Origin of the sequence: Peribacillus kribbensis DSM 17871 (assembly GCF_000430765.1) — a bacterium.
GTDB classification, from domain to species: Bacteria; Bacillota; Bacilli; order Bacillales; family DSM-1321; genus Paraperibacillus; species Paraperibacillus kribbensis.
This window is the reverse complement of the sequence record NZ_AUMQ01000034.1, coordinates 55,659-80,141: the sequence shown is the minus strand read 5'-3', so window position 1 is coordinate 80,141 and position 24,483 is coordinate 55,659. Positions and strand designations below refer to the sequence as shown.

Genomic DNA, 24,483 nt, shown 5'->3' with positions numbered 1-24,483 from the left:
CCCCGCCTTTCTTATTTTTTCGCCCGTTTATAAAAGGGTGAAGGTACGACACTCGCTTTTAATTTTTTGGACCGTATTTCTACTTCCACTTCTCTTCCAAGCTCTGCATATTCACTCTTTAGCAGCACAAGACCCACGTTTTTTTTCAATGTCGGTGACTGTGTCCCCGTTGTGACTTCACCAGCCAGAACTCCTTCCACATAGACAGGATATCCATGGCGGGGAATTCCGCGGTCGATCATTTCAATCCCGACCAGTTTGCGGGGTGCCCCATTCTCTTTCTGCTCCTTTAACACCGCTTTCCCTATAAACGCCTCTTTTTTATCGGTGCTGACCGCAAAGGAAATTCCTGCTTCAATAGGGGTAATGTCTTTTGATAGCTCCTGCCCGTACAGTGCAAGCTTTGCCTCAAACCGGAGCGTGTCTCTTGCGCCCAGGCCGATCGGAAGTACTCCTTCTTCTTTCCCTGCTTCCAGGATATCCTGCCACAGCTTGACGGCATCAGCATTTTCGCAATAGATCTCAAACCCATCCTCACCCGTATAACCCGTGCGGGACACAAATGCCGACACTCCATTTAAATCGACATGTTCCTTAAATTTAAAGAATCCGATTTCCTGTAACACAGTATCTTTTGCAAGCTTTTGCAAAACTTCTTCCGCTTTCGGCCCCTGCAGCGCCAGCTGGGAAATCCGATCCGATATATTCGTTAATTCACAGTTTTCAGAAAGATTTGTTTTCAGCCATTCGAAGTCTTTTTCAGTATTGGATGCATTGACTACCAGTAAAAAATCTACACCTGTTTTTCTGTAAATAATCAAATCATCCACAGTGCCGCCATCTTCATAACACATAGCCGTATACTGGGCACCGCCGTCTTTAAGTTTGGATACATCATTTGTCATGACCTTCTGCAAAAAAGAAAGACTCTCAGGTCCTTTGACTTCGATTTCCCCCATATGGGAAACATCAAATAATCCTGCCCTCGTACGGACGGCTTCATGCTCTTCTTTTATGCCTGAGAATTGAACAGGCAGATCCCAGCCTCCAAAATCAATGGTTTTGGCACCATAATCTCCATACACCTCATATAAAGGTGTTCTCTTTAATTCAGACAAAATTCTTCCCCCTAAAAAGATGAATTCGAGAAAGCTTCCAAGCCAGGCACACAAAAAGGACAGGTGAATGCCGTGTATCATACGCCATTCTCCCTGTCCTGTTACCTGAAAGTTTACCTTATGTAAAATGAAAATTAAGGCTTTCCCCTTTGGTGGCCAGAAGCAAGTATGCTTTTGGCTCTCTCCAGAGCTGCGTCCGCCAAGAGTTCTTTTGCCTGAGAGATTCACGTAAAGCTTGCTCCTTCGGCGCTGTTCTCGAACAGTCTCTCCCCTTGCCATCATCCGCTCATATTAAATTAAATTATGGCCATACTAATCCCAAAAGAATAAAGGCAAAAGTATGATTTATTCAAATACTTTGAAAGCTAGTTTCATCCTATCATTACTTTTTATATTTCTGCAATACATTTTTTCTACCAGCAGGGCAATAAACCGCTTCCATTCAAAAGAGATTTCATTATGGTTCGTTTCTGCATTACATTATTGAAAATAATATCCTTACAAAACGAATTAAATGCCATAAAATCCGAACATTTATATCAAACAGGAGGTGTATATAATGAAAATCAATGTGGATTTCGATTCACAATGGGAGGAAGGGCTGCTCCAAAAAATCCAAAATGACGGCCCATGGGATAACTGGGAACTGTTCAAACTAGCTGTAAACGTTGAAAAGCATATGGTCGTTCCTGATTTTGAGGGTCTCCAGGCACCGAAGCATCTGCCCCAGCTGAAGCCTCTTCCGCACCAGCTGGAAGCAGCCCGTGAAGTAGTTGAAAATATGCACGGAAAAGCCATCCTTGGTGATGAAGTAGGACTGGGGAAAACGATAGAAGCCGGATTGATTTTAAAGGAATATATGATTCGGGGGCTCGTAAAAAAGGTGCTGATCCTGGTGCCTGCCTCCCTTGTGTCACAGTGGGCTTATGAACTGAACAGCAAGTTCCATATTCCTGCTGTGCCTCAGCGGAAAGAATATGTCTGGGAAGCCTGCGATGTAGTGATTTCTTCCATCGATACAGCCAAAAAGCAGCCTCACCGGGATATTATCTATAAGCAGCAGTATGATTTAATCATCGTGGATGAAGCACATAAACTAAAAAATAATAAAACCAAAAACTATGAATTTGTCCAGAGCTTAAAAAAGAAATTCTGTCTGCTCTTGACTGCAACACCGATTCAGAACAGAGTGGACGAGATCTTCCATTTGGTTTCACTGTTAAAGCCGGGACATCTCGGAAACGCCTCCCTGTTTGCCGAGAAGTTTAAAGGAAAAAAACGCAATATGAATGAAGATCAGCGGCTGAAGGAGCTTGTGAACAAAGTAATGATTCGAAACAGGAGGGCAGATACCGGGATCGAGTGGACAAAGCGCCATGTAGAGACTATTCTGATCGATTTCACTGAGGAAGAGCAGCAGCTGTATAATGCGGTTTCCGCCTTTAAGCCGCATAACAGCGATTCCATCGGCAGTGCATTTTCTACCCTGACCCTTCAACGGGAGGCCTGCTCGAGCCGGGAAGCCGTCTACTATACGTTAAAGAAAATGCTTCAAAAGACAGAAAATCCTGAAGTCTTTTACGAGACGAAGCTGAAGCCCCTCTTCAGCCTGATTGATGCCATCCAAGTCAATTCAAAGGCTGAAAAAGCACTGGAGCTCATCAAGAAAATTGATGATAAAGTGATTATCTTTACAGAATACAGAGCTTCACAGATGTATCTGCAATGGTTTTTAAAGCAGGAAGGCATTTCATCCGTTCCCTTCCGAGGAGGCTTCAAACGGGGGAAGAAGGACTGGATGAAGGATTTATTCGAGAAGCAATTCCAGGTGCTGATTGCGACAGAAGCAGGAGGAGAAGGAATCAACCTTCAGTTCTGTCATCATCTTATCAATTTTGACCTCCCATGGAATCCGATGAGACTTGAACAGAGAATCGGCAGGGTTCACCGGCTCGGACAGGAGCACGATGTCATGATTTATAATTTCGCCACTAAAGGCACCGTTGAAGAGCATATTCTGAAGCTTCTGTATGAGAAAATTCAATTGTTCGAGCGGGTTGTCGGTGAATTGGATGACATTTTAACAAGGCTCGATATTGGAAAAATTGAAGAATACTTGGTGGATGTAGTGGGGCATTCGAGAACAGAGGGAGAAATGAAAATCAAGATGGAAAACCTGGCTTCCATGATTTCATTTGCCCAGGACATTAAAAAGGGTGAGATGGATGCAGCAAGCGGAAATTCATAATTATTTACAGCGGTATTTTCAATCAAATGATTGTCAAATCCTTGAAGATAAACCGGGTTATTTCATGGTCCACCTGACGATTGATCAGGATAAGCTGCTCATGAACCGCCCGTTTTACTGGCATTATCTGGAGAAGACAGGCGGCGAGCCCAATCCTGCCAAGCTAACGATCATTACGGATCCGGACCGGGCACCGGATGACATCAAAGGGGAATTTATCCACTTCGGCTCCCCAAGACTTCGCCAGATTTTTGAAGCAAACAAGCAGCTTGCCAGCTATATCAGACTGTTTGAAGACAAGTCTGCAGGAATGACGCAGAATCCCCTATATCCATGGCTCGGACTGAATGTGAAGGTTTCATTCCAATGCAACCGGAAGAAGGACGTATTTCTATCTCTGGGCTTGAACCTCATTTCGGGACAGATTCAGGAGGAATTCCATGACAAGGTCACCGCTTTAAACGTGACGCCTAAAATTCCCGACTATTCATTCACCCTCTCGCCCTTGATCATGCCTAAAAGCGGAATGTTAAGACTGGACCGGCATATCAGGAGCTCCCTGGCGTTTGAAGACCACACCTGGGCGGAAGAGGCCTATACCAGATGGCAGAACGACCTGCAGCTTCTGGAAACTTTTTATGAGGACCAGGAAAAAGGTGAAAGCTACGAGACCGAAAAGGAGGCTCTCCGGGAACAGTATGAACCGAGGATTAGCATCAGGGTTATAAATGGTGGTCTTTTCTATCTGAGTGAGACAGCGATCTAAATGGGAAGGAGGGTGTCCAGAAAGTCAGGTAAATCAGCTTTCTGGACGGTCCTTGTCCTGAACAAGAACAAAAGCAGATGGAGAAAAATCATTCGTTTTTCCCATCTGCTTTATTTTCCTTATAGCCGGCGCTTTTTGATCAGCATGGAGATGGAGAAAGGAATCACCCCAAACAGACTGTAGGACAACGGAGTCCTGGCCTGTTTATTTTCCATTTTCCTGGTTTTCCGCTGATCCTTTGGCTCATCAAAAAAGCGGATAAACTGCTGTGTCAGAAATTTAATAAAATCATTCGTTTTCAATGCATACCACCCTTTAGCCAGTATGCCCTTTTCCTCATTCGTTTATACGCTCAAGAATTTCCCCGCAGATTTCATCAATCGTCTTACCGCCCGTGTCAATGATAATAGGCGCCATACGGTATACAGGGAGACGCTCCTGATACAGCTTTTCAATCTGGTTCATTCGGTCTTTTGCAATCAAGGGCCTTTCAGTATCAGATGTTAGCCTTTTCTGAATTTCCTTTATGCCGCAGTCCAGAAAGACCATTTCCCCCTTTTCAAGCATCCAGCGCCGGTTCCTTTCAGAAAGCACCGTGCCGCCGCCGGCAGAGATGATGCATCTCTCAGCCGGAAGAAGTTCCAGGGCTTCGGTTTCCCTGCTCCTGAACGAGGCCTCTCCCTCTTCCTCAAAGATCCGGGCTATGCTCGTACCGGCAAGCCGTTCCACTTCCTTGTCAATGTCATAAACCGGGAATCCTGTCAATTCGCCGAGCCTTGCCCCGATGGTTGTCTTCCCCGATCCCATAAATCCCGTCAAGTAAATCGCCTTCACGTCATCCACACCTCAAACTTATATTTCTATCCATTCTACCACCTTCTTTTCTGTTTGGTTATAGTTAAAGATTGCTTCAAGCTTTCTGTCTGCTTTGGTTGTGATATAGAGATGGACACTCAGAAGACCGCTGACCGTGTTAATTTGATAGTAAACATCACCATTAAGATAAAAGAAGAAGCCTGTATTGCCATAGTCATTCTCTTTTGCCAGCATATCTAAAATATCCTCTGTCCCCAGCTGGAGAAGATGATCCGCTTTTACCTTTTCTGCAGCTTCATAGTAAAACTTTTTTTCAGTCAAAAATAAGCTTGCGGAGGCTGCCAGGGCCATCAGGAAAATCATGCAGAAAATGAGGGCAGCGGGAAGAACGGTTCCCTTCTCGTTCACGGTCCTTTCCCCTTTGCAAGGAGATGGACCACCGCATCCAGCTTATTGCCTTTTTTATCTCCGACTGATATCAAAATGCGGCCTTGTTTTTCCGCTGCTGAAAATGCGGCAATATTCTGCAGGAGAATTTCATGGCCTTCTCCATCGACCCGCCTCCTGATCTTATCCTGATACCGTTCGATCAGGATGGTTGCATGTTTTGTCCTCAGCTTGATACCAGCAGGGCCTGCCTCCTGTGAGAATGACCCGCGTACATCCCTCTTCACCTGCTGCAGGAAGATCTCCCATTCCATTTGGTCCACGCTGCCTTTTGTTTGAAAGTCTCTGTTTAACACGGCCGTTCCGCTTGTTATTAAGCCAGCGATCATGCATACAAGAAATAAGCCAAGAAGCATCTCTATAAGGGTGAATCCTTTTTCATTTCTTGGTAATCTCACATAGTTCCACCTTTTTCCCTTTTAAATTTTCATAGGAGAGACAGCCTTCTTGATATTCTGGGTAATCCAGGCTCTCTCTCCATTCAAAGACATAGAATGGACCTCCATCGAATCTCCCTCCATCTCCAGAAGTATTCTGCTCCATCAGCTTCTCCTCAAGCAGATGCCTGGCTGTAACCTGAATCAAGGCATCCTTCCTCTCTCTTTGAATGTCCATATAAAGCGGAACATAGGCCGTCAGCACCAAGGACAGAATGAACAGGGCAGCCAGCAGATCCGCATAGATATATCCATTAGGCTTCACTGATATAAAACCTTCCCTTCCCGAGCAGGAATGTCAGTTTATACGTTTTTTCTTCAGTTTCACATACAGGGCACCCGCCTTGTTGATATTCCCGGATGGAACAAAGTGGAACTTCAAACCCATTGACCCGGGAAGCACCTCCATATCCGGAGGTATCCCCCTTTTATAAACGGTACCCGAGGGAGTGTAAGCCCGATACGCTCCTCCCTGTGGATCGAATAACAGAAAAACAGTCAAGGCATGGCTCATCGCATACTGCTGGCTGTAAAATAAGTCTTCGGTCAGCTGCTTCAGGAATAGTTTAGAGGTAAAGTCCTCGCGGGCATGAAAGCATAAATTCAAGGAAACTGTCAGGATGGTCATAAAAATGCTCAAGACCAATAAGGATTCAATTAAAGTAAATCCTCTTTCATCCTTAGTTGGCTTCAATTGTTACCCCGCCATCCGTACCAAGCGATAAAGCTCTTCCATCCGGGCAGGTTTTCTGCTTCAAATATCCGCCCGTCACAAGCTCATCCATATCTTCCGGCAGGCTGTTTTTATCCAGCTGATAGGACTGGACCTGGGCTTCGACCGTCTTGATGAAAGCTTCACAGCCCTTTGCTTTGACGGTGGTCTGGTTCTTCACGATATTCGGGATGGTAATGATCAGCAGGACAGAAATAATCAGCAGAACGATCATCATTTCTATTAAGGTAAATCCTTTTTCATTCATGGACTTTTCTCCTTTACATGCTATTTATTAAGGAATACATAGGGAGCAGAACTGCCATATAAATGCAGACAATCAGCAGACCGACAAAGGAAAATAAGGCAGGCTGGACAATCCTGAGATAATGTTCGATTTTATCCTCCAGGGATAGAAGAAGTTTTCTGCTGTAATGATAGAGCTCCTGATCCAATCTTCCGTATTTCTGGCCATTGGCCACAATGAAGGCCAGGTTTTTATCGAAGTATGGAAGACCCTCCAGGATGGATTCCAGAGATTTCCCATCGGTCAGCTGCCGCTGGATGAGCCCGCAAAGTGTTTGATAGAATGGCTGCTGGCGGGACTGGGAAAATAAAGCAAAGCTTTCATTGATGGACAGCCCTGCGGTTAAGAGCCCGCTTAACTGGCTCGCAAAAAACTGTGTGGAAAAGCTCCTGATAAACCTTCCAGCAAAGGGGATACGGAGTTTAACCGACATTTTCTTCAAGGGGCTGAGCTTTTTAAACCAAAAAATATACAGGAGCCCTAAACCGGCAGCCATACATGCCAGCCCATACGGAAGGCGGTGGAGGAAACGTGAAAAGCTGAGTACCACATCAAGGTAGGAACTGCCGCCAGGGCTCAGGGAGGTAAACAACGTGCGGAATTTAGGAAGGAGGATACGTTCAAAAGCAGTAAATACCAATGTGACAATCACAAACAAAAAGATAGGGTAAGACAGAAGTTTTTTCAGCTTATCGGTTTCCTGGCATCTTTGCAGCCAAAAGTCGCCTGCCTCTTTCAATGCTGTGGACTGCCTGCCGTGCTGTTCAGAAAAAAACACATGGCTGACAAGGCCCTGCTGGAATTTTAGTGAACTTAAAACCTCATAAAAGGGTGCTCCCTCCTTCAATAACTGAAGAGCATAGACAAGATCTTTTTCTTTCTTCTTTTCTTTATTAATCTTCAAAAATAAAAGCGCATGAGAGAGGGAATAACCCTGTTCCAGCAATTCCCCAAGCTCCTTTAAAAAGCGCGCCTGCTCCTTTAACGTCCACTTACTCGGCTTCATATTCAAATACCCAGCGGTCATATTCTTTCTCATCTACAAAACCAAGGGCGACCGCCTTGCTGATTTCATCCTTTAGACTTCTCCAGGACCGAGGCCTCCGCTCTCCCTTGATTTCTTCAAAAACGCAGGCTAAATCCCTGCCATAAAGAAGCTCATACACACTGGCCCTCGATCTTTTTACGCCATTTGTGCATGTGCCCCTGCAGGAACCGCCGCATTCCCGGCACGAAAGCGCCAAAAGCCGCTGCGCAGACACCGCGATGAGGGTCTGCTCCACTTCATGAAGGCTTGAACCAAACTCCAGAAATCTGTAGACCGCCCCCTTCGCATCCCTTGTATGCATGGTGGATAAAATTAAATGACCCGTCAAAGCTGCCCGGATTGCTATCCTCGCTGTTTCCTGATCACGGATTTCCCCAACCATAATAATATCCGGGTCGTGCCTTAGAGCTGCCTTCAGCCCCACCGAATAGGTGATTCCGGCTTTTTCATTAATCTGGACCTGAAGGACCTGTTCAGAATGGTTTTCGATGGGATCTTCAAGCGTAATGACATTGCGGTTGATGAATTCTTTGGCATGATGAAGGAGTGAATAGAGGGTGGTGGTTTTGCCGCATCCGGTCGGTCCGGTGAAAATCATTAATCCGTGGGAGTGCTTTAAGAGTGCCATGAGCTTGGAGACCGTATGGGGAAAAAGAGAAATCTGATTCAGCGGGAGAATCTGCTGCTGAGGGATCAGGCGGATGACCATGCTTTCGGAATGCGAGGCCGGAAGTGTGGAAAATCTGAGGCCGATCGGGACAGAATCGATGGTGACAGTAAACGAGCCGCTTTGGGGCCTCCTCCTTTCACCTATATCCATGGAGGCAAGAAATTTGAAATGAGAAAGCAGCCTGTGGGCAACATCCTGGGGCAGGACTTCAAAAGGTACGAGATTGTTTACAATGCGGAGCTGGATAATAAAATCTTCCTTTCGGGGAACAAGATGGATATCTGAGGCATGCTTTCTGTAGCCATACGAAATGATCCGTTCGGCTGTTCGTTCAATGAGCTCCAATTTTAACCACATCCTTTCTTTTCTAAGGAATGATTCGACAGCCTTATAGAAAATCCTGCTGTTATCTACAAAAAAACAACCGTTTCATCCAACCTCTATATCTTTTCAACGTAATTATCCTTGGCAAAAGAGGAGGAAATCTGTAAATCTTTCCTCTCCTTTATCATCTGGTTTCCTGTATTCTTTTTTTGAAAGAAAAAAGTGAATTTTTATCTGGAACTATTTTTTTGCTTCAGCCATTTTCCGTCCATGCTGATTTTGATTTTTCGCAGGCATATAAAATCCTCCTTTTCATTCTGCACATTTTAGAGAGCAGATCACTGCTTTAGAAAACGCTTGCGAAACTATTCTTTACATAAATATCCTGCTAATTTATAATAATTTAGGAAATCTGTTTTTTCGGCAAAGGAGGGAACACATGGAGCGAATGTTTAGAGTACTAGGCTTCTGGACTGGTATTTTTGCCATCTTCTTCTACATGGGGGACATGCCAACAGCAGCACTTATCTTTTTTGGGCAGACTGGATTTTTTGTATTAGTAAGCTATTTGAAACTTTCAGAGCGTATGTATATCTATGTTTTCGGTGCATACCTGACCATTTTTTTCGCCGGATTTACTTATTGGTCAACTTTCATGATGACACCAGGTGCCGGCGGCCATTAATGTTCCATACATAGAGGCTGACTCTTTCGATACAGAGTCAGCCTCTTCGTTTTTGCAATATTTCAACATTTTTAAAAGGAAGGAAGCACCGGGATGCTTTCTTCCAGACCCTTGGTTTCCACGCTTCCCCTGAAGTAAGAGCTGATTCCCCCCTGCATGAGCAGATCCCTGATTCCCCTGTTTCTTTTGCTTACCGCCGAAAAGGGATTACTGTCTGTATGGGCGGCCAGTTCTTCTAAGATGCCGAGTTTCAGCAGCAGCTCATCCTGCCTTAGAAAGGCCCGGTGGATAAAGCCCTGCCTGGCTAAGGCGTTTTGGAGGCTGTCAAAGTGGATATGTGTGGTTATATCCATCCCGCCGGGGAACTGGAGGATATTTTCCTTCATCTCGTGCCGGCGGAATCCTCTCAGGCTTCCTGAATGGTGCTGGGGAAGACACCATTCGCTGCGGGTATATCCGTAATCAAGAGTGAGAAGCATTCCTTTCTCCAGGATGTGTCCGATTTTTTGAAGATAGTCCATCATGGCAAGAGGGACCTCCAGCCGCTGTCCCTCTGAAAGCTCGATCCCCTCTTCGGCTAAATACGCCCTGATGCGGAGATTTGTAAGTGCCTCCGGCTTTTCCTTAAAACTTTTCCCGCCTTCATCGTGGCATACCATCACTTCAAAAAGCTTTCCATCCCTTTTTTCAATCACATGGACAGGAAATGCATCAAAAAATTCGTTGGAAAATAGAATGCCCTCGAAAGGAGCCAGCTCTTCTACGTCCTGCACCAATGTTACAGTGTGCCCCTTCAGTGCTTCTTTCTGCAGGATACGGTGATAGGGGCTGGTCTCAACGATCATGTACCTAGTCTCTTCATACAAAATTGGATCCCATTTCTTCATGCTTCCCAAAAGGTCCTGGGCCAGCTTGCCCGTCCCTCCTCCGAGCTCGCATATTACAGGCCTGAGACCTGTGGAACGGAATAGTGTACAAAACCACTTTCCAAGCATAGTACCCAGTATGTCCGAGACATTCACCGATGTATAAAAATCCCCGGATTTCCCGATTTTTGAGCTATCGTTCATATAATAGCCAAATTGCGGATGATAGAGGGCAAGCTCAATGAATTCATTATAGGAGAGCTGGTTTTCCTTCCTTGTAAGCAAAATATCCCGTATCACCGTATACATTCCTTATCTCCTTTAAAAGAAGTCTTTTATGCTAAAAAGGGATTTTCTCTTTTTTCATCCCTGATGGCCGTCGCAGGTCCATGGCCGGAAAGTACTGTTGTGCTGTGCGGCAGGGTAAGCAGCTGGGTCTGGATGCTTTTGATAAGCTGCTTATGATTTCCTCCCGGAAGATCCGTCCGTCCGATGCTTCCCTTGAACAAAGCGTCCCCCGAAAAAACAGCCCCAAGATCCTTAAAATAATACGATACACTTCCCGGAGAATGCCCCGGCGTTTCCAGCAGCTCAAACTCGAACCCCTTAACAGTAAGGGTTTGGTTTCCCTTTACAATATTTTCTGCAGGATTCAGTCTTAAAGGCTTGTCTGGCATGAATAGCTTTGATCCGTTTAAATTGGGGTCAATCAGCCAGTCTGCTTCCTTTTCATGAATATATGCCTGAATATCATATTCTTTCCGAATGTCATCCAATGCCCCAATGTGGTCAAAGTGTGCATGTGTCAGCAATATGGCCTTTGGAGTGAGGCTTTTTTCAGAGATAAAGTTCTTCAGCTTTCCAGCTTCTTCTCCTGGATCGAAGATAAGGCATTCCTTTTGTTTATTCGTTAAAATATAGCAATTCGTCTGCATTGGCCCTAACGGCAGCTGAAACCATTTCATATGCATCACCCTTTTTATGTAGTCATACCCCCATTTTACACTACTATGGGAAACATTGGCACATATTGATTCAGGAACGTCAGTCTCCCGCTAACCAGCAGTCCGGTTACCTCACGGCGTATAGAAAACGCTTTATTGCCTCGACAAACTTTTAAAAAACCATTAAAATAAATACGAAATGATGAATCTACATATTTTAGTAGATTTTCCGTCAATTTGGTATTGGCGGCTTGCTCATGTCTCTTATTTGAACAAGGGGGATTGAAGATGGGTTTACCGATCATTTTTGCACTGGTTACAATTCTTGCTGTATTTGGCCTTATCGGCACATTCAAAAACAAAAATATACTGGGCATTATTTTTTCAGCCGGCTCAGTTGCTGTATTTGGATGGTTTACGGTCATGACTCTCCTGCATCACGGCTATCCGGCAGGAGCTTAAGCCATAAGAAGAGCCCTGGAACATCCAGGGCTTTTCCTATGGCTTATAAAGCGGATATTATTCTTCCGGATGGCAAAGGAGAAGAAAAGAATTCTGCAGCCCTGCAATCCGTTGCTTTTCCCCGTCATCCACTCTGGACCTATTTCCAGGGATATAAGTCTTCCCCCTGTCTTTCATTTAGTTTTCAAAAATCTCAATAAGTCTCCATAAATGATCTTATCGGAATCATTCAATTCCCTGCCTGCCCTGGCTGAGAATTCACGGCATAGATCGCTCTCTTCCTCTCTGCCTGTTTTTTTCGAGAAGCAGGTGTCCTTCGTAAAGAGATAATCATCGGTAATCCAGTCTCCACTCCGAAGAATGGCATAATTCTCCCTGTGGCCGCTGAATAAATCCCTGCCAAACTGCAGGCCTCCCAGGGTGTCGATTCCAAGGAGATGCAGCACTGTGGGCTTGATATCAATCTGTCCGGCGGTCTCATCCAAGACCTTGCCCTTCTGTCCTGGCAGATGGATCATAAGGGGAACCCTCTGGAGCTGGACCGACTCAAACGGGGTGATATCCCTGCCCAAGATCCGCCCCAGTGCAGCATAATGATTGGAGGAGATACCGTAATGATCTCCATATAATATGATGAGGGAGCGGTCATAAAGGCCCTGCTCCTTTAATTTCTGAATAAATTGACCAACAGCTTCGTCTGTATATCTTACGGTTTGCAAATATTGATTCACAATATGATCACCAGAATGAAATTCATTCATACTTTTATCTTTTTCTTCGAGTTCGAAGGGAAAGTGATTCGTTAATGTTATAAGTTTAGCATAAAATGGCTGCGGCAGATTCGTAAGGTATGGTAGAGATTGATCAAAAAATTCCTTATCCTTCAATCCCCAGCCAATGGAATTCCCCGCGGTGGCATGGTAATCCATTAAGTGATAAAAGCGGTCATACCCCAGGGACTTATACATAATGTCACGATTCCAGAAGCTTTTATTATTAGCATGCATCACCGCAGTATGATATCCCCGGCTGGCAAGGATTTTGGGAGTGGCGTCATATTCATTACGGGGATTCGTAAAGAAGACGGCACCTCTGCCAAGAGGATAAAGCGAATTTTCAATGACAAATTCTGCATCCGACGTCTTTCCCTGTCCGGTCTGATGGTAGAGGTTAGTAAAATAGTAGCTGTCTCTGCTGAACTTATTCAGGAAAGGAGTGATTTCCTGCCCATTCATTTTTGTGTGCATCACGAAACTTTGAGTGGATTCCATGGAGATAAGGATAACATTGCAGCCTTTTGCAGCTCCAAATAAGCTTCCAGAATCCCTTTTGCGGCCGTGCAGGTAATGGTTGACATTCTGGAGCTGACTGGTGTCTGCAAGAGCACGCTGTGTGGAAGACTTGGACTGGAGAATCGCATCGTATAGATGAAAGTTATAGGTGCCTATATTTTTGACCAGTATTTTCCGATCGAAAGTTCTGGTAAGGAGCTGAGGCCGCTCTGATTCAGCAAGAGCCAAATTCAACATAAGCACTCCGGCAGCAAGTGCATAGTATTGCTTCCGATGCACCGCTCTGAATGCTCCAAAACGTATAGGGCGGGGTTTAAAAAATGCAGCAAGCAGTAACAGGATACAGTCGATGAAGCAGGCTGCATCCCGAATCGAGGTAAGCTCTCGTACACTGCTTCGAAGATTGGACATGTTGCTTGACTGGGACAGGACAGGAAACGTTAAGAAGTCATTATAAAAACGAAAAAAAACAATATTAGCATAGAGGATAGCGGACAGGATCAGGTTTGCAGCCAAAATAAAAACGATCTGCTTCTGTCCTTTAAAAAAGACACCGATCCCCATAACCGCCATTAAAAAGCCAAGGGGATTCAGGATAAGGATAAACTCCTGCAAAACAGAGTCAGATGAAAGCTGAAAGGCGGTTTTATATATGATATAAGTTTTGATTGTCAGCAGCAGGATGGCGAGGACGACAAAATGGATCCGTCCTGTTCTGTAAATCTGATTCACTTGCCCTCCTCCTTTGGATTATTTTTTGAAGTCGAAAAAGCACCGGTCAAACAGAAAGGAGTTTCCTATTAAAGAAACTCCTGATTAGTCTGCACTGCATATTTATTTTTAAGGCAGGTATCATTCTCCAAATTCATTCTTTGCAAGCCAGGCCGCTCCAAGAACACCTGCGTCATTCCCCATTGTCGCGATAGCGAGCTTAGTGGATGCCGCGACCCTCGGGAAGGAAAATTGTTTAAAATAACTGTCTACAGGGCGAAGAAGTCCGTCACCTGCTTTTGATACCCCGCCGCCGATTACAATAATTTCAGGATTCAGGACATTTGCCATGTTAGCGATAGCCAATCCAAGATAAAAGCTCAATTTATCGCAGACGGCCATTGCAATGACATCCCCTGCTGCCGCTGTATCAAACACATCCTTTGAAGTCAGCTCTTCACCGAAATCGCGCAATTTGGAAGGCTCCTCGGAATTTAAGAGCGCTTCACCTGCAAGTCTGACAACGCCTGTGGCAGAGGCAACCGTTTCAAGGCAGCCCTTTTTGCCGCAGTTGCATGAATATCCGTTTTCAGTAACTACCGTGATATGCCCAATCTCTCCAGCTGCCCCGCTTATGCCTGTGACAACATGTCCATTAGCGATGACTCCTCCGCCGACTCCAGTACCAAGGGTTACACATACCAGATCCTTGGCGCCATTTCCAGCACCCTTCCACATTTCCCCGATTGCAGCCACATTGGCATCATTCTCAATGACTGCCGGAAGAGCTGTTTCCACTTCAAGAAGCTGTTTAAGAGGATAGTTTGTCCAGCCGAGGTTTACAGCTTCAAAGATTGCGCCGGTGTGTGAGTTAACTGGGCCAGGTGCCCCCATTCCGATGCCGAGAAGTTTGTTCTTCGACTGGCCAAGCTCTTCAAGCTTGTCATCAATCGACTTTGCGATATTAATCGTAATATTTTTTCCATGATCGCTTCTATCTGTGGGGATTTCCCACTTATGTATAATTTCACCGTAATAACTAATGAATGCTATTTTTGTAGTGGTTCCCCCCAGGTCAACACCAACTAGCCATTTATCCATTTCCATCACCTGTATCGTCATTATTTTTTTCTTTTATCTCTTTCCATTTGCCTCTCCCTGCGTACGATCAGCAAGGCCATTTGAAAATCCCGCACTTCGATCAGCCGGGATTGATACAGCTCTGAAATTTCCTCTTCCATGAGCTCTAAATCTGCCATCCGGTCCCCGGTATAAATGAAGGTTCCATATCTTTTAAGAAACTGCTGAATATCATAAAAATTTTTCATTGCATCCCTCTAAAGCCAAATTATCTACAATCAAAGTATAATGGAACCCTATTTAACTAACAAGTATGCAATTCTTCCAGCCTAGGACAACTGGCAAAAAAAATCCCTCATACTTGTCCATTTTCCATCATATAGTAGTGAAAGCATGGACTGAAAGGGGATCCCCATGAAAAAATGGTATCTGGCTTTAAGTTTAACCGCCGGCTGTCTTTTTGGCTATTTTTATTTATCAAATGGTTCTGTAGAAACCATCACTTTTTTAAGGTTTATATAAGAATTACATTCTTGGCATTAAAGCAGAAGACGGAAGGATAGCCAGTCCCTTAAGAAGCACCCTGCCGCTTCTTCTGCTTAATAAGAACAAGCGGGAGCTTCTGGCCGCATCCCAGGGGCCTGGCGGGGAATTTATGCTTCTCAGGCAGTCCATCGCTTCTCCAGCAGATTAATATCCTTTGCTGATGAGTGCCCATACGATGGCGGCAGTGGCTGCCAGGGCAGGCACTTGTGTGGTAAGCTTTTTTGCTTCTCGAGGGGTCCTAACAATGGCAGCTGCCAAAAACCCTCCGATCAATCCCCCAATATGGCCGGAATTATCCACGACTGCAAGGGTAAAACCGATTCCAAGGTTTATGACGACCAGCAGAATGATATTATAGCCCATCGTGCGGAAAAATATCTTCGGCTGGAGCAGCCCAAAATAGAGCAATGCACCGAAACAGCCAAAGATGGCTCCGCTCGCTCCGGCAGACAGGCTTGTATTGAAGACAAAGCTCGCAAGAAACCCCAAAAACCCCGCAAACAGATAAATCAGTATAAATCTGACATTCCCATAGATTCTTTCTACGGCTGTCCCAATATAATAAAGAGACAAGGAATTGGTCAAGAGATGCAGTAAACCGATATGCAGGAACATCGGAAGAAACAGCCTCCACCATTCTCCGTCTTCAATCAGGGGATTATACTTCGCACCATATTTAATTAATGTATGGAAATTCTGGCTTCCACCGTTCATCTCCAGCAGAAAAAACATCCCAATCTGCACGAACAGAAAGATATACGTAAAAAATGGGCGCCCTGCTTCAAAGACGTTCTGTTCTTTTTTGATTTCCTGAAAGGCTGTACTGAGAGCGGCATGACGGACATAAGCTGCCTTCACCTCGTTATCATCTCCAGGGAAGGGAGCCTCTGGAAGCTCGAATCCCAAGGATTCTCTAAGCTGCGGCAGCTTCTCGCCATAAGAAGGAGTATCCAGAATAAAGGACTCCACTATCGTGCTTCTGAAGGAAGCAGGCGAAGCCATCACATCGCTGCAGTCATCCACCGGGAGTGCGGGAGTGAAATAAACGTTTACGATATTCAAGCTGTTTTTTCTAAGAGTCTTTCTTGTATTTTCTCCAAATACAGTGGTCTGTTCTATGTCTTTTACTAATAAATTGCACCAGGTCATGGATGTCAGGGCAAGCCTGACCACTTTATTTGCGGAAGTACTGCTTTCAAGCCATATTTCACTTTGATCCGGATCTATGTAAATAATGGTCATCCTTTCTTGCTCGATCAAATGTCTGGCAGCGGACCAATATAAAAGTTCTTCATAAGCGCCCAGGTTCCTCACTCCAATTCACGCTATATTTGTCCAAATCCCTTACTTGTACCTACATCATAGTGTATTCAATACTGAATGTAAAAAGAAGGACCCTCAAAAATCGAACGCGAGAGCCGGAGCAGATATAGGCAAAGGGCACCTGGATCCTGCCCAGGCGCCCTTTTTTTGGGTACGTTTTATTCAAAGATATTCTGAAGCATTTTGCCGCGTACAAACGGCAGCTTCATGGAAGAGGATACAACCAGGTTTCTTACAGCAGGCACAGACAGTACGCCGTTCATGATTTTATAGCGGTACTTATATGCTGCGGCAGATGCTGCAGAAACCAGGATCGCCTTCATTAAAAATTTTGCCATGGATTATCCCTCCTGCTTTTAGTGTGAGATAAGGGACAGAATTTATGAATGCCATAGCAAATTTTTTCATTTCCAGCACATTTCATTTTTCTTAAAGAATGCTGAAACACATGAAGCAGGTTAATGATGCGAGAAAGATAGAAGCTGCATTCACAGCATCATTGTCGACCCATCCCCATCCTTTTCTTTTTTCTGTCTTCTCCCCGCAATGGACCAGCTTCTCCGTATGATAGCCGCATTTTCTGCAGATATATTCCGGCTGGATATAAGCTCCTATTATGGAATCATACAGACTGCCCAGCAGGCCGAAGAAGGCAATTAACACAGCATCCCTAATCGTTACTTCAAAAGTGAAGAAGGATACGGCAGCGATAAACATAGAACCCAGGAGGGAGCAGAATGTACCGAACAGCGTGACAGCCCCGGAGGTCCCTTTTTCAGTCGGTTTAAACGTTAACAGGGAAAAGGGACTGGCTTTACTCAAGACTCCCAGCTCCGAGGCCCAGGTATCCGAATTCGCTGCGGCAATAGAGGTTAAAAACAGAAGAAGGATATGGCTCCCGGGCTCGATGATATAGTAGAGTGAAATACAGGCTGCAATCCCGCCATTCGCCAGTACCTGCTGCCAGTCCCTCTGACTGCCTTTCATCAGCTTTTCGTCCAGTTCTTTTTTGGCTTCAGGCCGAAATTTGGACCAAAGGCTTGAGCTGACAAAAAAACAGCCTAACAGTAAAAGTCCACGCCATCCAAAGCCGCAGGCAATGGCCCCTCCAACAAAAAATGCAGCGAGGGCTCCGGAAAATGTAAGCAGCTCCTGCTTCCACCCTGCCGCAGAAGCCAGAAAGATGATGACAATCAGAATCCAGAGGTTATCTGCCACAGTCCATCACCTGGGAAGGAGTAATGATAAGAGATACCGGCTGGTCGTGGCTCTCGACCGGCAGTTCGTCCAAAATCTGCTCATCGAATGCAAGGACTGCGGTTGTACCTGTGTAATTCTTGAGGAATCGGTCATAATAGCCTCCCCCATATCCCAGTCGAAAGCCTGCTTTTGTGAAGGCGAGGCCTGGAACGAACAAGAGATCCATTTCCCCGGGCAGCACTCCGTCCGTTTTGCTTACAATAGGCTCCTTCAGCCCATAATACACCGTCTCAAGGTGGTCAAAATCAGTGATCATGCGGAAATCCATGCCCCTTTGGACAGGCAGGCATTTGGGGACCGCCACCTTTTTTCCGCACTCCCAAGCCTTCTCGATAATTTGATAGGTATCCGCTTCAGGATAGTTGGAGAGCGTGATCCCTATGCATTCTGCCTTCTGCCAGTCTTCTTCTTCATATAGACGGCCGGCGATTTCCTTTGAAAGCGTCTTATGCATCCCGCCATCAAGCTTCTCCTTCAGCATGGTTTTCATCGCTTTCCTTAATTCCGGCTTTTCCATGGAAACCCTCCTTGTACAGATACAGCTTTTCATTTAGTGTACTAATTGGACAAATAAAAAAGCAACAGGATAACCTGCTGCTTACTTTGTTTCACGGTGCACAGTAGAACGCTTTTCTCTTGGGCAATATTTTTTAAGCTCAAGGCGATCTGGATTGTTACGCTTATTTTTTTTAGAAATATAGTTACGGTCTCCACACTCAGTGCAAGCCAACGTAATATTCACGCGCATGTATATTTCCCTCCAAACTTAAGTCTCTCTTTTACGACTTTTCTATAATATCACTTTTGTAACCAAAATGCTAGTAGGTTTTTTTAAAGGTTCGCATATATTTTTCTTAAAACTGCTTCATTTTTTACAGCAGTCAATATTTTTTCCCTTTTGGCAGCTTCATTTCTGTCTGGATTTCCTGATTTGTTCGTAAATCTGCATGGTACGCCTGGAAATCTCATTCCAGCTATAGCGGACAAGTGCACTCTCCCTGCCAAATTTGGCCATTTTTTGCGCGGCCTCCCGATGATTCAGAAGAAATTCTATATGACGTGCAAGTTCATCGGCATCCCCAGGAGTGAACGTAAGTCCGCTGGCTTTGTCTTGAACGATTCCTTTTAAGCCGCCTGTCCCGGAAACAATTACCGGCTTCCCGGCTGCCATCGCCTCAAGTGCCACAATTCCAAAAGGCTCATAAAGACTGGGGATGACTGTAAGATCAGCCCTTTCTAAAAGCTTATTTCTTTGAACATCATCGATATGCCCGTTAAACAGAAACTGCTCCCCCAGTCCTTCCTTCTTAACCATTTCCTTTAAGTCCTTAAGATAAGGACCCGATCCTGACACAATAAAAAAGGGATGAATGGATTTTTGTGACAGAATTTTTGCAGATGAAATCAGTGTCTGAAATCCCTTTTCAAAGACCATTCGGCCCCACGTGAATATAATGGGTGTCTCCTCTTTCCTATGCTCATAGGAATTTCCTTTACCGCTGGCTGGCTGGACTTCCGCTTCAGTGATTCCGTTCGGAATGACCACAGCCTGGCCTGTATATCCATATCCTTTTTTTAATTCCTGCCTCATAGGGCTGCTGCAGACAATCACTTTATCCGCTTTTTTCAGGAGCAGATCTTCCTGGCGGTGTATTCTTTTCTGAAGCTCACTGAAAATACCTTGATTTCTGCCATATTCCGTAGAATGGATCGTGGCAGCAAGGGGAATCTGCAAAAGATCTTTGGCTGCCGAAGCTGCGGCTGCTGTAAGCCAATCATGAGCATGGAGAATGTCAACCCTGTCATTTCCCGAAACTTTTTGGATCATTTCACAAATGGAAAGATTCAGCCCCGCGGTCCAGTTCAAGAAGGAGTGTCCGCTTACAGGAAGCGGGTTTACCCGGTACACGGTGATGCCTTCCATCTGCTCCTTTTCTTCAGGCTGCCCCTCTCCAGCTGTAATAACGGTTACCTTATGCCCCTGTCCTGCCAATGCCTTTGCCAAACCATAAACATGCCTTGCCAGCCCTCCGACAATCCTCGGTGGGAATTCCCAGGAAAGTATTAGGATATGCAGGGCCATTTCATTAACACTTTTTCCAGGCTCATCCTGCACCGCATTTACATCCCGTGAAGGCAAATGATCGATGAGCCCATCGATAAAGGACGACCACTCCTGGATGGTTCCGTTTTTGCTTTTAGAAGGAAACGCCTGTCTTTCTAATGTAAAGGCGTCCATCAATGAAGCCACGGCGGAATCTGGAAATAAATCTTCTCCATCGAGATAGCCATGAAAAGCAGTACCAAGAGACTCCACCCGTTGATATTCACAATAAATGCCTTCTGACCCAGGCTGGATAGGAACCTTCGACTTGCATGAATCACTTTCTGACAGTGACTGCAGTCTATCCGCATTCACCTGGCTAATCGGCAGGCTGAGTCCGGGTACCGAATCCTCCTGCCTTCCTGTAAGAGGCTGATAAGGAATAATCGTGAGACCTCCAATCCGGCAGGCTGCCACTTTCACGTGAAACGCGTCTCTGTGCAGAAATAAACCGAAAAACCCTGCTTCCTCGATCATCCGCTCGAGTCCGGGAACATAACTCCCGTATGGAAGATGAAAATAGCCAGGGTGCACCCCCAGCACTTCCTTAAATAAGTTTCTTGAGCTTTCAATCTGGAATCGGATTCCCGCTTCCGTATTTACGAGTGCCAGCGGAAAGAACGAAAGGCAGGAGGCAGCCAGGTGAATCTTCTTTTCTTTCACCAGTTTAAGCAGCGCATGAAGCGGATCTTCCCACCCCTTATCTTCCCAGCTGGACTGCAGGAGCGGTGAAGCAGACAGAACCATGAGAAATTCCTTTTTAAACTCATCGGATGCAAACAGCTTCAATAGCCGGCCGCTTACACTGACAAAGAGGGGGATGCTTTGATGCAAGCTCCATTGATGGACCGCCAGCAGGTCAGCTGCGGACTCCATCAGAAACCTCTTTTTTTCATCCTGAGAGCCGCCGTAATAAGGCCCTGTCCCTTTTTCCAATGATATCAGCAATTCTCTTTCTCTCCTTGTTCCCGATCAGGCTCATAAAGACTGTAGGTGCTCACATAGTCCTTCCAATCAAGACCTGATTCCGGCCCGTCCTCCCGCCAAGCGGATTCTATTATACTCTCTATATAATCAACATTTTCCGGGAAATGAAAAGGGGCAGATCGTATTAAAGGAACAAATCCCAGAGTATCTTCCTTGCAGCCTAAATCTGCTATATATGTCCGTCCCGGGAGCAGACCCGTCAACTTCCAATATCCTTGATCCCACTTAATGGCTGTTTCAAGGAATCTGCGGGTGTGGATAGGGTTATCAGCCCCCTCTGCATCATAAATCCTCAGATATGGCTTCAACTCACTTTCTGCTGTATCCATACTGTAAGACAAGGATACACGTTTAAGCCTGCTGATTCTCCAGATTACAAGGACTGTTTCCTTATTTTGAAGATAGACAGCAATAAAGTCTCCATACCCCGGGGCTGCACCTTTTTTTGTTAGTGCCGGCTGTTCCATTTCATCACACTTTCTTAAAAGAATGAGACTGGCTCTTACATTCTTCACGTACAGTCTTTCCAAGTATCTTTTCCCCCATCGTAACACCTAAATCTGCAACTCACAAATTGGACGATTATTAATAAATATCAAAAAATGTCGATATATGTATATAGTTTTTCCACAACAGCACTTTTTTCTTGTATGATATGAAGGAAGACGTTCATCTGGGGTGATTACATGGAAATGATAATAGTAATTTTACTGATCCTATCAGCGGTGATTTTCCTGCTCTCCTTTTTCAAAAAAGATCGGGTCAAAGAATTGGAGAAGGAAATAGATACTTTATCTCTTTCTTATATGCAGGATATCTATCAGCTTAAAAAGAGACTGTCCATATTGGAGGAAGAGCTGCTTATCCAGGGCCCCTCTTCTCCCATCTTAATGAAGAAGCCTGCAGGGACAGCTGGCGGGAAGGGACAGGTTAATGAAATTATAAGAAATCAGGTGCTTTCCCTTTCAAAACAGGGATTATCGATTGAACAGATTTCCAGTCAGTCCACACTGCCCCGGGAAGAGATTCTCGTCATCATTGAATCAGCCCGGGAAAAAGGAGAGCGGGTATGAGCCGGAATGTACTACAAACGTTTGCAGCCGGAATTTTCATGGCTGCCGCCATTTTGTCTGTCTATCATTTCTTCTTTGAGCCGGAAAAGCAGAAAACTTCCAAGCCAAAGGTTTCAGCCGTTTATACCCAGCCTGCCAAAAAGGAAGAAGCATCCATAAAGAACACACCTCCCATCAAAGAAAAGCAGGAGGTCCAGAATTCTGCGGATTCTGCCAAATCAGCTCCTCTCTCCTATACCCTTGAGGTGAAGCAGGGAATGACATCCGGACAGATTGCCGATCTCCTGCAGCAAAAAGGCATCCTAAAAGACAAGAACGAGCTGGTGACCTACATGGATAAGCATCACTTAAATGAAAAAATCCAGCTTGGAACCTATGTGTTAACAAGCAGCATGACACTTGCCCAGATCGGGAGCACACTCGCAAAAGATTCATAATAGGATGAGAAAGAAACAAGCCAGAAGCTGAACCGTCTGGCTTTTCAACGAAAAAGGAGCAGCCCGGGGCATGCTCCTTTTTCATGGATTATTCATTTAAATCATAATGTCTTCCTTTGACCATATAGAAAATATTTTCCGCAATATTGGTCGCATGGTCGGCGGTCCTTTCAAGATAACGGGCAATGAAAGTAAGCTGAGTAACCTGTGCCATATTTTCATTCGCACGCTCCAGCAGACTCTTGATGGCTTCCCCATACAAGCTGTCTACTTCATCATCCATTTCACTGACTTCCTTCGCCAGTACGATATCTTCTTTATCAAATGCCTGGATGGATAAATCGATCATCTCAATGGTCAGTCCATGCATCTGTTTTAAATGGATGAGCGGCTTAATAAACGGTTCCTTGCCGATCCGTATGGTGGATTTCGCGATATTCACTGCAAAATCAGCCATTCTTTCAAGATCCGCCGCTATTTTTATCGCAGAGATAATCCTTCTAAGATCACTGGCTACCGGCTGCTGCTTCGCTATTAAGAGTATGGCAAAATCATTGATTTCTTCCTCAAGCAGATTGATCTTGACATCTTCCTCAATGATTTCAAGGGCAAGATCAAAATCCTGCTGTTCCAGAGCGCCAAAGGACGCTGTGAGCGCCGCTGACGTCTGTAAGCCGAGCTTGATCAGTTTATTTTTCAATTCTAATAACTCTATCTCAAACTTTTCCCGGACAGCCATTATTATCCCCCCACACTGATATTGATCAGCCAAATCTTCCTGTGATATAATCTTCGGTTCTCTTATCTGAAGGATTCGCAAAAATCTTGTCAGTTTCAGCGAATTCAATCACTTCTCCATTCAAGAAAAAAGCCGTTTTGTCAGAAATTCTCGCTGCTTGCTGCATATTGTGTGTAACAATGATGATGCTGAACTTTTTCTTCAGCTCCTGTACGAGCTCTTCAATCTTCAATGTGGAGATTGGATCCAGCGCTGAGGTAGGCTCATCCATAAGGATGACATCTGGCTCTATGGCAAGACATCTGGCAATACACAGACGCTGCTGCTGCCCTCCTGACAGTCCGTAGGCACTCTGATTCAATCGATCCTTCACTTCATCCCAGATGAAAGCACCGCGAAGGCTTTTTTCCACAATCTCATCCAGTGTCTTTTTGTCTCGGATTCCGTGGATCTTAGGCCCATATGCTACATTCTCATAGATGGACTTCGGGAAAGGATTAGGTTTTTGGAACACCATTCCTACCTTTGTTCTCAGCTCTTCTACATAATAGGATTTATTGAAAATGTTTCTTTCTCGATATAAGATTTCTCCTGATGTCTTCACTCCCGGAACCAATTCAATCATTCGATTCAGGGTTTTGATATAGGTAGATTTTCCGCACCCGGAAGGTCCGATAATAGCTGTTATTTCATTTTCGTATAGATCGAGGTTTATGTTTTTAAGGGCATGGTTTTCTCCATACCATAGATTTAATTCTTTTGTTTGATAAACTGCCGTCTTCCCTTGTGGATCGGGTGTCCGGGATTCTGCTGATTTATTTATTTTTCCAGTTTTATCGATTAAGACAGCGTTCATTTGAATTCTCCTCCCCATAGGGAATCATTTTGTTCTGGCTTTAATCGTCTGGGTTAGTACTTATATCCCCATGACCCTTCAAATTCTACCGTCTTTTCGTTAATTGTGTATAAACTCTTTGTAAATTATTTGTAAAGCCGAATAAAAAAAAGCCGGCTCCATTCAGAGCTGGCAGAGAACTCTGAAATGGAACCGGTATTTCGGTTAGTATGGTTTTTATAATGT

At 44.9% G+C, this 24,483-nt stretch carries 30 protein-coding genes and 2 riboswitches; of the genes, 6 read left to right on the top strand and 24 right to left on the bottom strand.

The window, feature by feature from the left end:
* Positions 1–11 precede the first annotated feature (11 nt).
* On the bottom strand, positions 12–1,118 hold the full coding sequence (gcvT, locus tag H539_RS0106785; protein WP_026692914.1) for a glycine cleavage system aminomethyltransferase GcvT: 1,107 nt from the start codon (positions 1,116–1,118) through the stop codon (positions 12–14).
* A 91-nt stretch (positions 1,119–1,209) separates the two neighbouring features.
* Positions 1,210–1,308: riboswitch (glycine riboswitch) on the bottom strand.
* Positions 1,309–1,311: 3 nt separating this feature from the next.
* A riboswitch (glycine riboswitch) is annotated at positions 1,312–1,400 on the bottom strand.
* Between the two features lie 277 nt (positions 1,401–1,677).
* Between gcvT and H539_RS0106780 the strand changes: the two genes are divergently transcribed.
* Both H539_RS0106780 and H539_RS0106775 read left to right on the top strand, forming a co-directional pair.
* Complete coding sequence (locus tag H539_RS0106780; protein ID WP_026692913.1) at positions 1,678–3,366, top strand: DEAD/DEAH box helicase; 1,689 nt, start codon at positions 1,678–1,680, stop codon at positions 3,364–3,366.
* Positions 3,344–4,132, top strand: coding sequence for a YqhG family protein (locus H539_RS0106775; protein WP_026692912.1), 789 nt, complete (start codon positions 3,344–3,346; stop codon positions 4,130–4,132). The genes H539_RS0106780 and H539_RS0106775 overlap by 23 nt, the downstream gene beginning before the upstream one ends.
* 119 nt (positions 4,133–4,251) lie before the next feature.
* Here H539_RS0106775 and H539_RS0106770 read toward each other — a convergent pair whose 3' ends face one another.
* Genes H539_RS0106770 through comGA form a run of 9 tightly spaced genes read right to left on the bottom strand, consistent with a single transcriptional unit; the run spans position 4,252 to position 8,914 of the window.
* Positions 4,252–4,434 carry a YqzE family protein gene (locus H539_RS0106770; RefSeq protein ID WP_026692911.1) on the bottom strand — a complete coding sequence of 61 codons (183 nt, stop codon included), beginning with the start codon at positions 4,432–4,434 and terminating at the stop codon, positions 4,252–4,254.
* Positions 4,435–4,468: 34 nt separating this feature from the next.
* Complete coding sequence (locus H539_RS0106765; protein WP_026692910.1) at positions 4,469–4,966, bottom strand: shikimate kinase; 498 nt, start codon at positions 4,964–4,966, stop codon at positions 4,469–4,471.
* 18 nt (positions 4,967–4,984) lie between these two features.
* Positions 4,985–5,356 carry a competence type IV pilus minor pilin ComGG gene (gene comGG, locus H539_RS0106760; RefSeq protein ID WP_026692909.1) on the bottom strand — a complete coding sequence of 124 codons (372 nt, stop codon included), beginning with the start codon at positions 5,354–5,356 and terminating at the stop codon, positions 4,985–4,987.
* The gene (gene comGF / locus H539_RS30055; RefSeq protein ID WP_026692908.1) at positions 5,353–5,793 is read right to left on the bottom strand and encodes a competence type IV pilus minor pilin ComGF; all 441 of its coding nucleotides are present in this window, start codon (positions 5,791–5,793) and stop codon (positions 5,353–5,355) included. Before comGF ends, comGG begins: the two co-directional genes overlap by 4 nt.
* Positions 5,774–6,097, bottom strand: a complete 324-nt coding sequence (locus H539_RS0106750) for a hypothetical protein (protein ID WP_026692907.1) — start codon at positions 6,095–6,097, stop codon at positions 5,774–5,776. The genes comGF and H539_RS0106750 overlap by 20 nt, the downstream gene beginning before the upstream one ends.
* Before the next feature lie 33 nt (positions 6,098–6,130).
* The gene (comGD, locus tag H539_RS27965) at positions 6,131–6,526 is read right to left on the bottom strand and encodes a competence type IV pilus minor pilin ComGD (protein WP_051348476.1); all 396 of its coding nucleotides are present in this window, start codon (positions 6,524–6,526) and stop codon (positions 6,131–6,133) included.
* Positions 6,513–6,812 (bottom strand): competence type IV pilus major pilin ComGC, encoded by a 300-nt coding sequence (gene comGC / locus H539_RS0106740; protein WP_026692906.1) that lies wholly within the window; start codon positions 6,810–6,812, stop codon positions 6,513–6,515. The genes comGD and comGC overlap by 14 nt, the downstream gene beginning before the upstream one ends.
* Positions 6,813–6,825: 13 nt before the next feature.
* Entirely contained in the window at positions 6,826–7,857 is a 1,032-nt protein-coding gene (gene comGB / locus H539_RS0106735; protein ID WP_026692905.1) for a competence type IV pilus assembly protein ComGB, read from the bottom strand.
* Positions 7,844–8,914: a competence type IV pilus ATPase ComGA gene (comGA, locus tag H539_RS0106730; protein WP_245602138.1), complete on the bottom strand. Its 1,071-nt coding sequence runs from the start codon at positions 8,912–8,914 to the stop codon at positions 7,844–7,846. Before comGA ends, comGB begins: the two co-directional genes overlap by 14 nt.
* Positions 8,915–9,332: 418 nt before the next feature.
* Here comGA and H539_RS0106725 point away from each other — a divergent pair, with 418 nt between their 5' ends.
* Positions 9,333–9,578 (top strand): DUF2626 domain-containing protein, encoded by a 246-nt coding sequence (locus H539_RS0106725; RefSeq protein WP_026692903.1) that lies wholly within the window; start codon positions 9,333–9,335, stop codon positions 9,576–9,578.
* 71 nt (positions 9,579–9,649) lie between these two features.
* On the opposite strand, the gene H539_RS0106720 is transcribed toward H539_RS0106725, so the two are convergent.
* Both H539_RS0106720 and H539_RS0106715 read right to left on the bottom strand, forming a co-directional pair.
* Positions 9,650–10,753: a class I SAM-dependent methyltransferase gene (locus H539_RS0106720; RefSeq protein WP_026692902.1), complete on the bottom strand. Its 1,104-nt coding sequence runs from the start codon at positions 10,751–10,753 to the stop codon at positions 9,650–9,652.
* Positions 10,754–10,779: 26 nt separating this feature from the next.
* Positions 10,780–11,409: an MBL fold metallo-hydrolase gene (locus H539_RS0106715; protein ID WP_026692901.1), complete on the bottom strand. Its 630-nt coding sequence runs from the start codon at positions 11,407–11,409 to the stop codon at positions 10,780–10,782.
* A gap of 267 nt (positions 11,410–11,676) precedes the next feature.
* Between H539_RS0106715 and H539_RS30640 the strand changes: the two genes are divergently transcribed.
* Positions 11,677–11,850 carry a DUF2759 domain-containing protein gene (locus H539_RS30640; RefSeq protein ID WP_026692900.1) on the top strand — a complete coding sequence of 58 codons (174 nt, stop codon included), beginning with the start codon at positions 11,677–11,679 and terminating at the stop codon, positions 11,848–11,850.
* A 173-nt stretch (positions 11,851–12,023) separates the two neighbouring features.
* On the opposite strand, the gene H539_RS0106700 is transcribed toward H539_RS30640, so the two are convergent.
* The 10 genes from H539_RS0106700 to H539_RS0106650 form a co-directional block, all read right to left on the bottom strand.
* The gene (locus tag H539_RS0106700) at positions 12,024–13,874 is read right to left on the bottom strand and encodes an LTA synthase family protein (RefSeq protein WP_026692899.1); all 1,851 of its coding nucleotides are present in this window, start codon (positions 13,872–13,874) and stop codon (positions 12,024–12,026) included.
* A 120-nt stretch (positions 13,875–13,994) separates the two neighbouring features.
* Positions 13,995–14,954 (bottom strand): ROK family glucokinase, encoded by a 960-nt coding sequence (locus tag H539_RS0106695; RefSeq protein ID WP_425414697.1) that lies wholly within the window; start codon positions 14,952–14,954, stop codon positions 13,995–13,997.
* 20 nt (positions 14,955–14,974) lie between these two features.
* Positions 14,975–15,181 (bottom strand): YqgQ family protein, encoded by a 207-nt coding sequence (locus H539_RS0106690; RefSeq protein ID WP_026692897.1) that lies wholly within the window; start codon positions 15,179–15,181, stop codon positions 14,975–14,977.
* 442 nt (positions 15,182–15,623) lie between these two features.
* The gene (locus H539_RS27960; protein ID WP_051348475.1) at positions 15,624–16,793 is read right to left on the bottom strand and encodes a rhomboid family intramembrane serine protease; all 1,170 of its coding nucleotides are present in this window, start codon (positions 16,791–16,793) and stop codon (positions 15,624–15,626) included.
* 167 nt (positions 16,794–16,960) lie between these two features.
* Complete coding sequence (locus H539_RS0106670) at positions 16,961–17,140, bottom strand: hypothetical protein (RefSeq protein WP_026692896.1); 180 nt, start codon at positions 17,138–17,140, stop codon at positions 16,961–16,963.
* Between the two features lie 91 nt (positions 17,141–17,231).
* Positions 17,232–18,020, bottom strand: coding sequence for a DUF92 domain-containing protein (locus tag H539_RS0106665; protein ID WP_026692895.1), 789 nt, complete (start codon positions 18,018–18,020; stop codon positions 17,232–17,234).
* A complete protein-coding gene (locus H539_RS0106660) occupies positions 18,010–18,579 on the bottom strand; it encodes a 5-formyltetrahydrofolate cyclo-ligase (protein ID WP_026692894.1) in 570 nt (189 codons plus the stop codon). The genes H539_RS0106665 and H539_RS0106660 overlap by 11 nt, the downstream gene beginning before the upstream one ends.
* Before the next feature lie 81 nt (positions 18,580–18,660).
* Positions 18,661–18,810 (bottom strand): 50S ribosomal protein L33, encoded by a 150-nt coding sequence (gene rpmG / locus H539_RS30635; RefSeq protein ID WP_075982306.1) that lies wholly within the window; start codon positions 18,808–18,810, stop codon positions 18,661–18,663.
* A 159-nt stretch (positions 18,811–18,969) separates the two neighbouring features.
* Positions 18,970–21,114 carry a glycosyltransferase family 4 protein gene (locus H539_RS30050; protein ID WP_051348473.1) on the bottom strand — a complete coding sequence of 715 codons (2,145 nt, stop codon included), beginning with the start codon at positions 21,112–21,114 and terminating at the stop codon, positions 18,970–18,972.
* Positions 21,108–21,683 carry a DUF4912 domain-containing protein gene (locus H539_RS0106650; protein ID WP_026692893.1) on the bottom strand — a complete coding sequence of 192 codons (576 nt, stop codon included), beginning with the start codon at positions 21,681–21,683 and terminating at the stop codon, positions 21,108–21,110. The genes H539_RS30050 and H539_RS0106650 overlap by 7 nt, the downstream gene beginning before the upstream one ends.
* A gap of 156 nt (positions 21,684–21,839) precedes the next feature.
* Here H539_RS0106650 and H539_RS0106645 point away from each other — a divergent pair, with 156 nt between their 5' ends.
* Together H539_RS0106645 and H539_RS0106640 are read left to right on the top strand one after the other, a co-directional pair.
* The gene (locus H539_RS0106645) at positions 21,840–22,226 is read left to right on the top strand and encodes a hypothetical protein (RefSeq protein ID WP_026692892.1); all 387 of its coding nucleotides are present in this window, start codon (positions 21,840–21,842) and stop codon (positions 22,224–22,226) included.
* A complete protein-coding gene (locus H539_RS0106640) occupies positions 22,223–22,663 on the top strand; it encodes an endolytic transglycosylase MltG (RefSeq protein WP_026692891.1) in 441 nt (146 codons plus the stop codon). Before H539_RS0106645 ends, H539_RS0106640 begins: the two co-directional genes overlap by 4 nt.
* 88 nt (positions 22,664–22,751) lie before the next feature.
* On the opposite strand, the gene phoU is transcribed toward H539_RS0106640, so the two are convergent.
* Both phoU and pstB read right to left on the bottom strand, forming a co-directional pair.
* The gene (gene phoU / locus H539_RS0106635; protein ID WP_026692890.1) at positions 22,752–23,402 is read right to left on the bottom strand and encodes a phosphate signaling complex protein PhoU; all 651 of its coding nucleotides are present in this window, start codon (positions 23,400–23,402) and stop codon (positions 22,752–22,754) included.
* A gap of 25 nt (positions 23,403–23,427) precedes the next feature.
* Complete coding sequence (pstB, locus tag H539_RS0106630) at positions 23,428–24,258, bottom strand: phosphate ABC transporter ATP-binding protein PstB (protein ID WP_026692889.1); 831 nt, start codon at positions 24,256–24,258, stop codon at positions 23,428–23,430.
* Positions 24,259–24,483 lie beyond the last annotated feature (225 nt).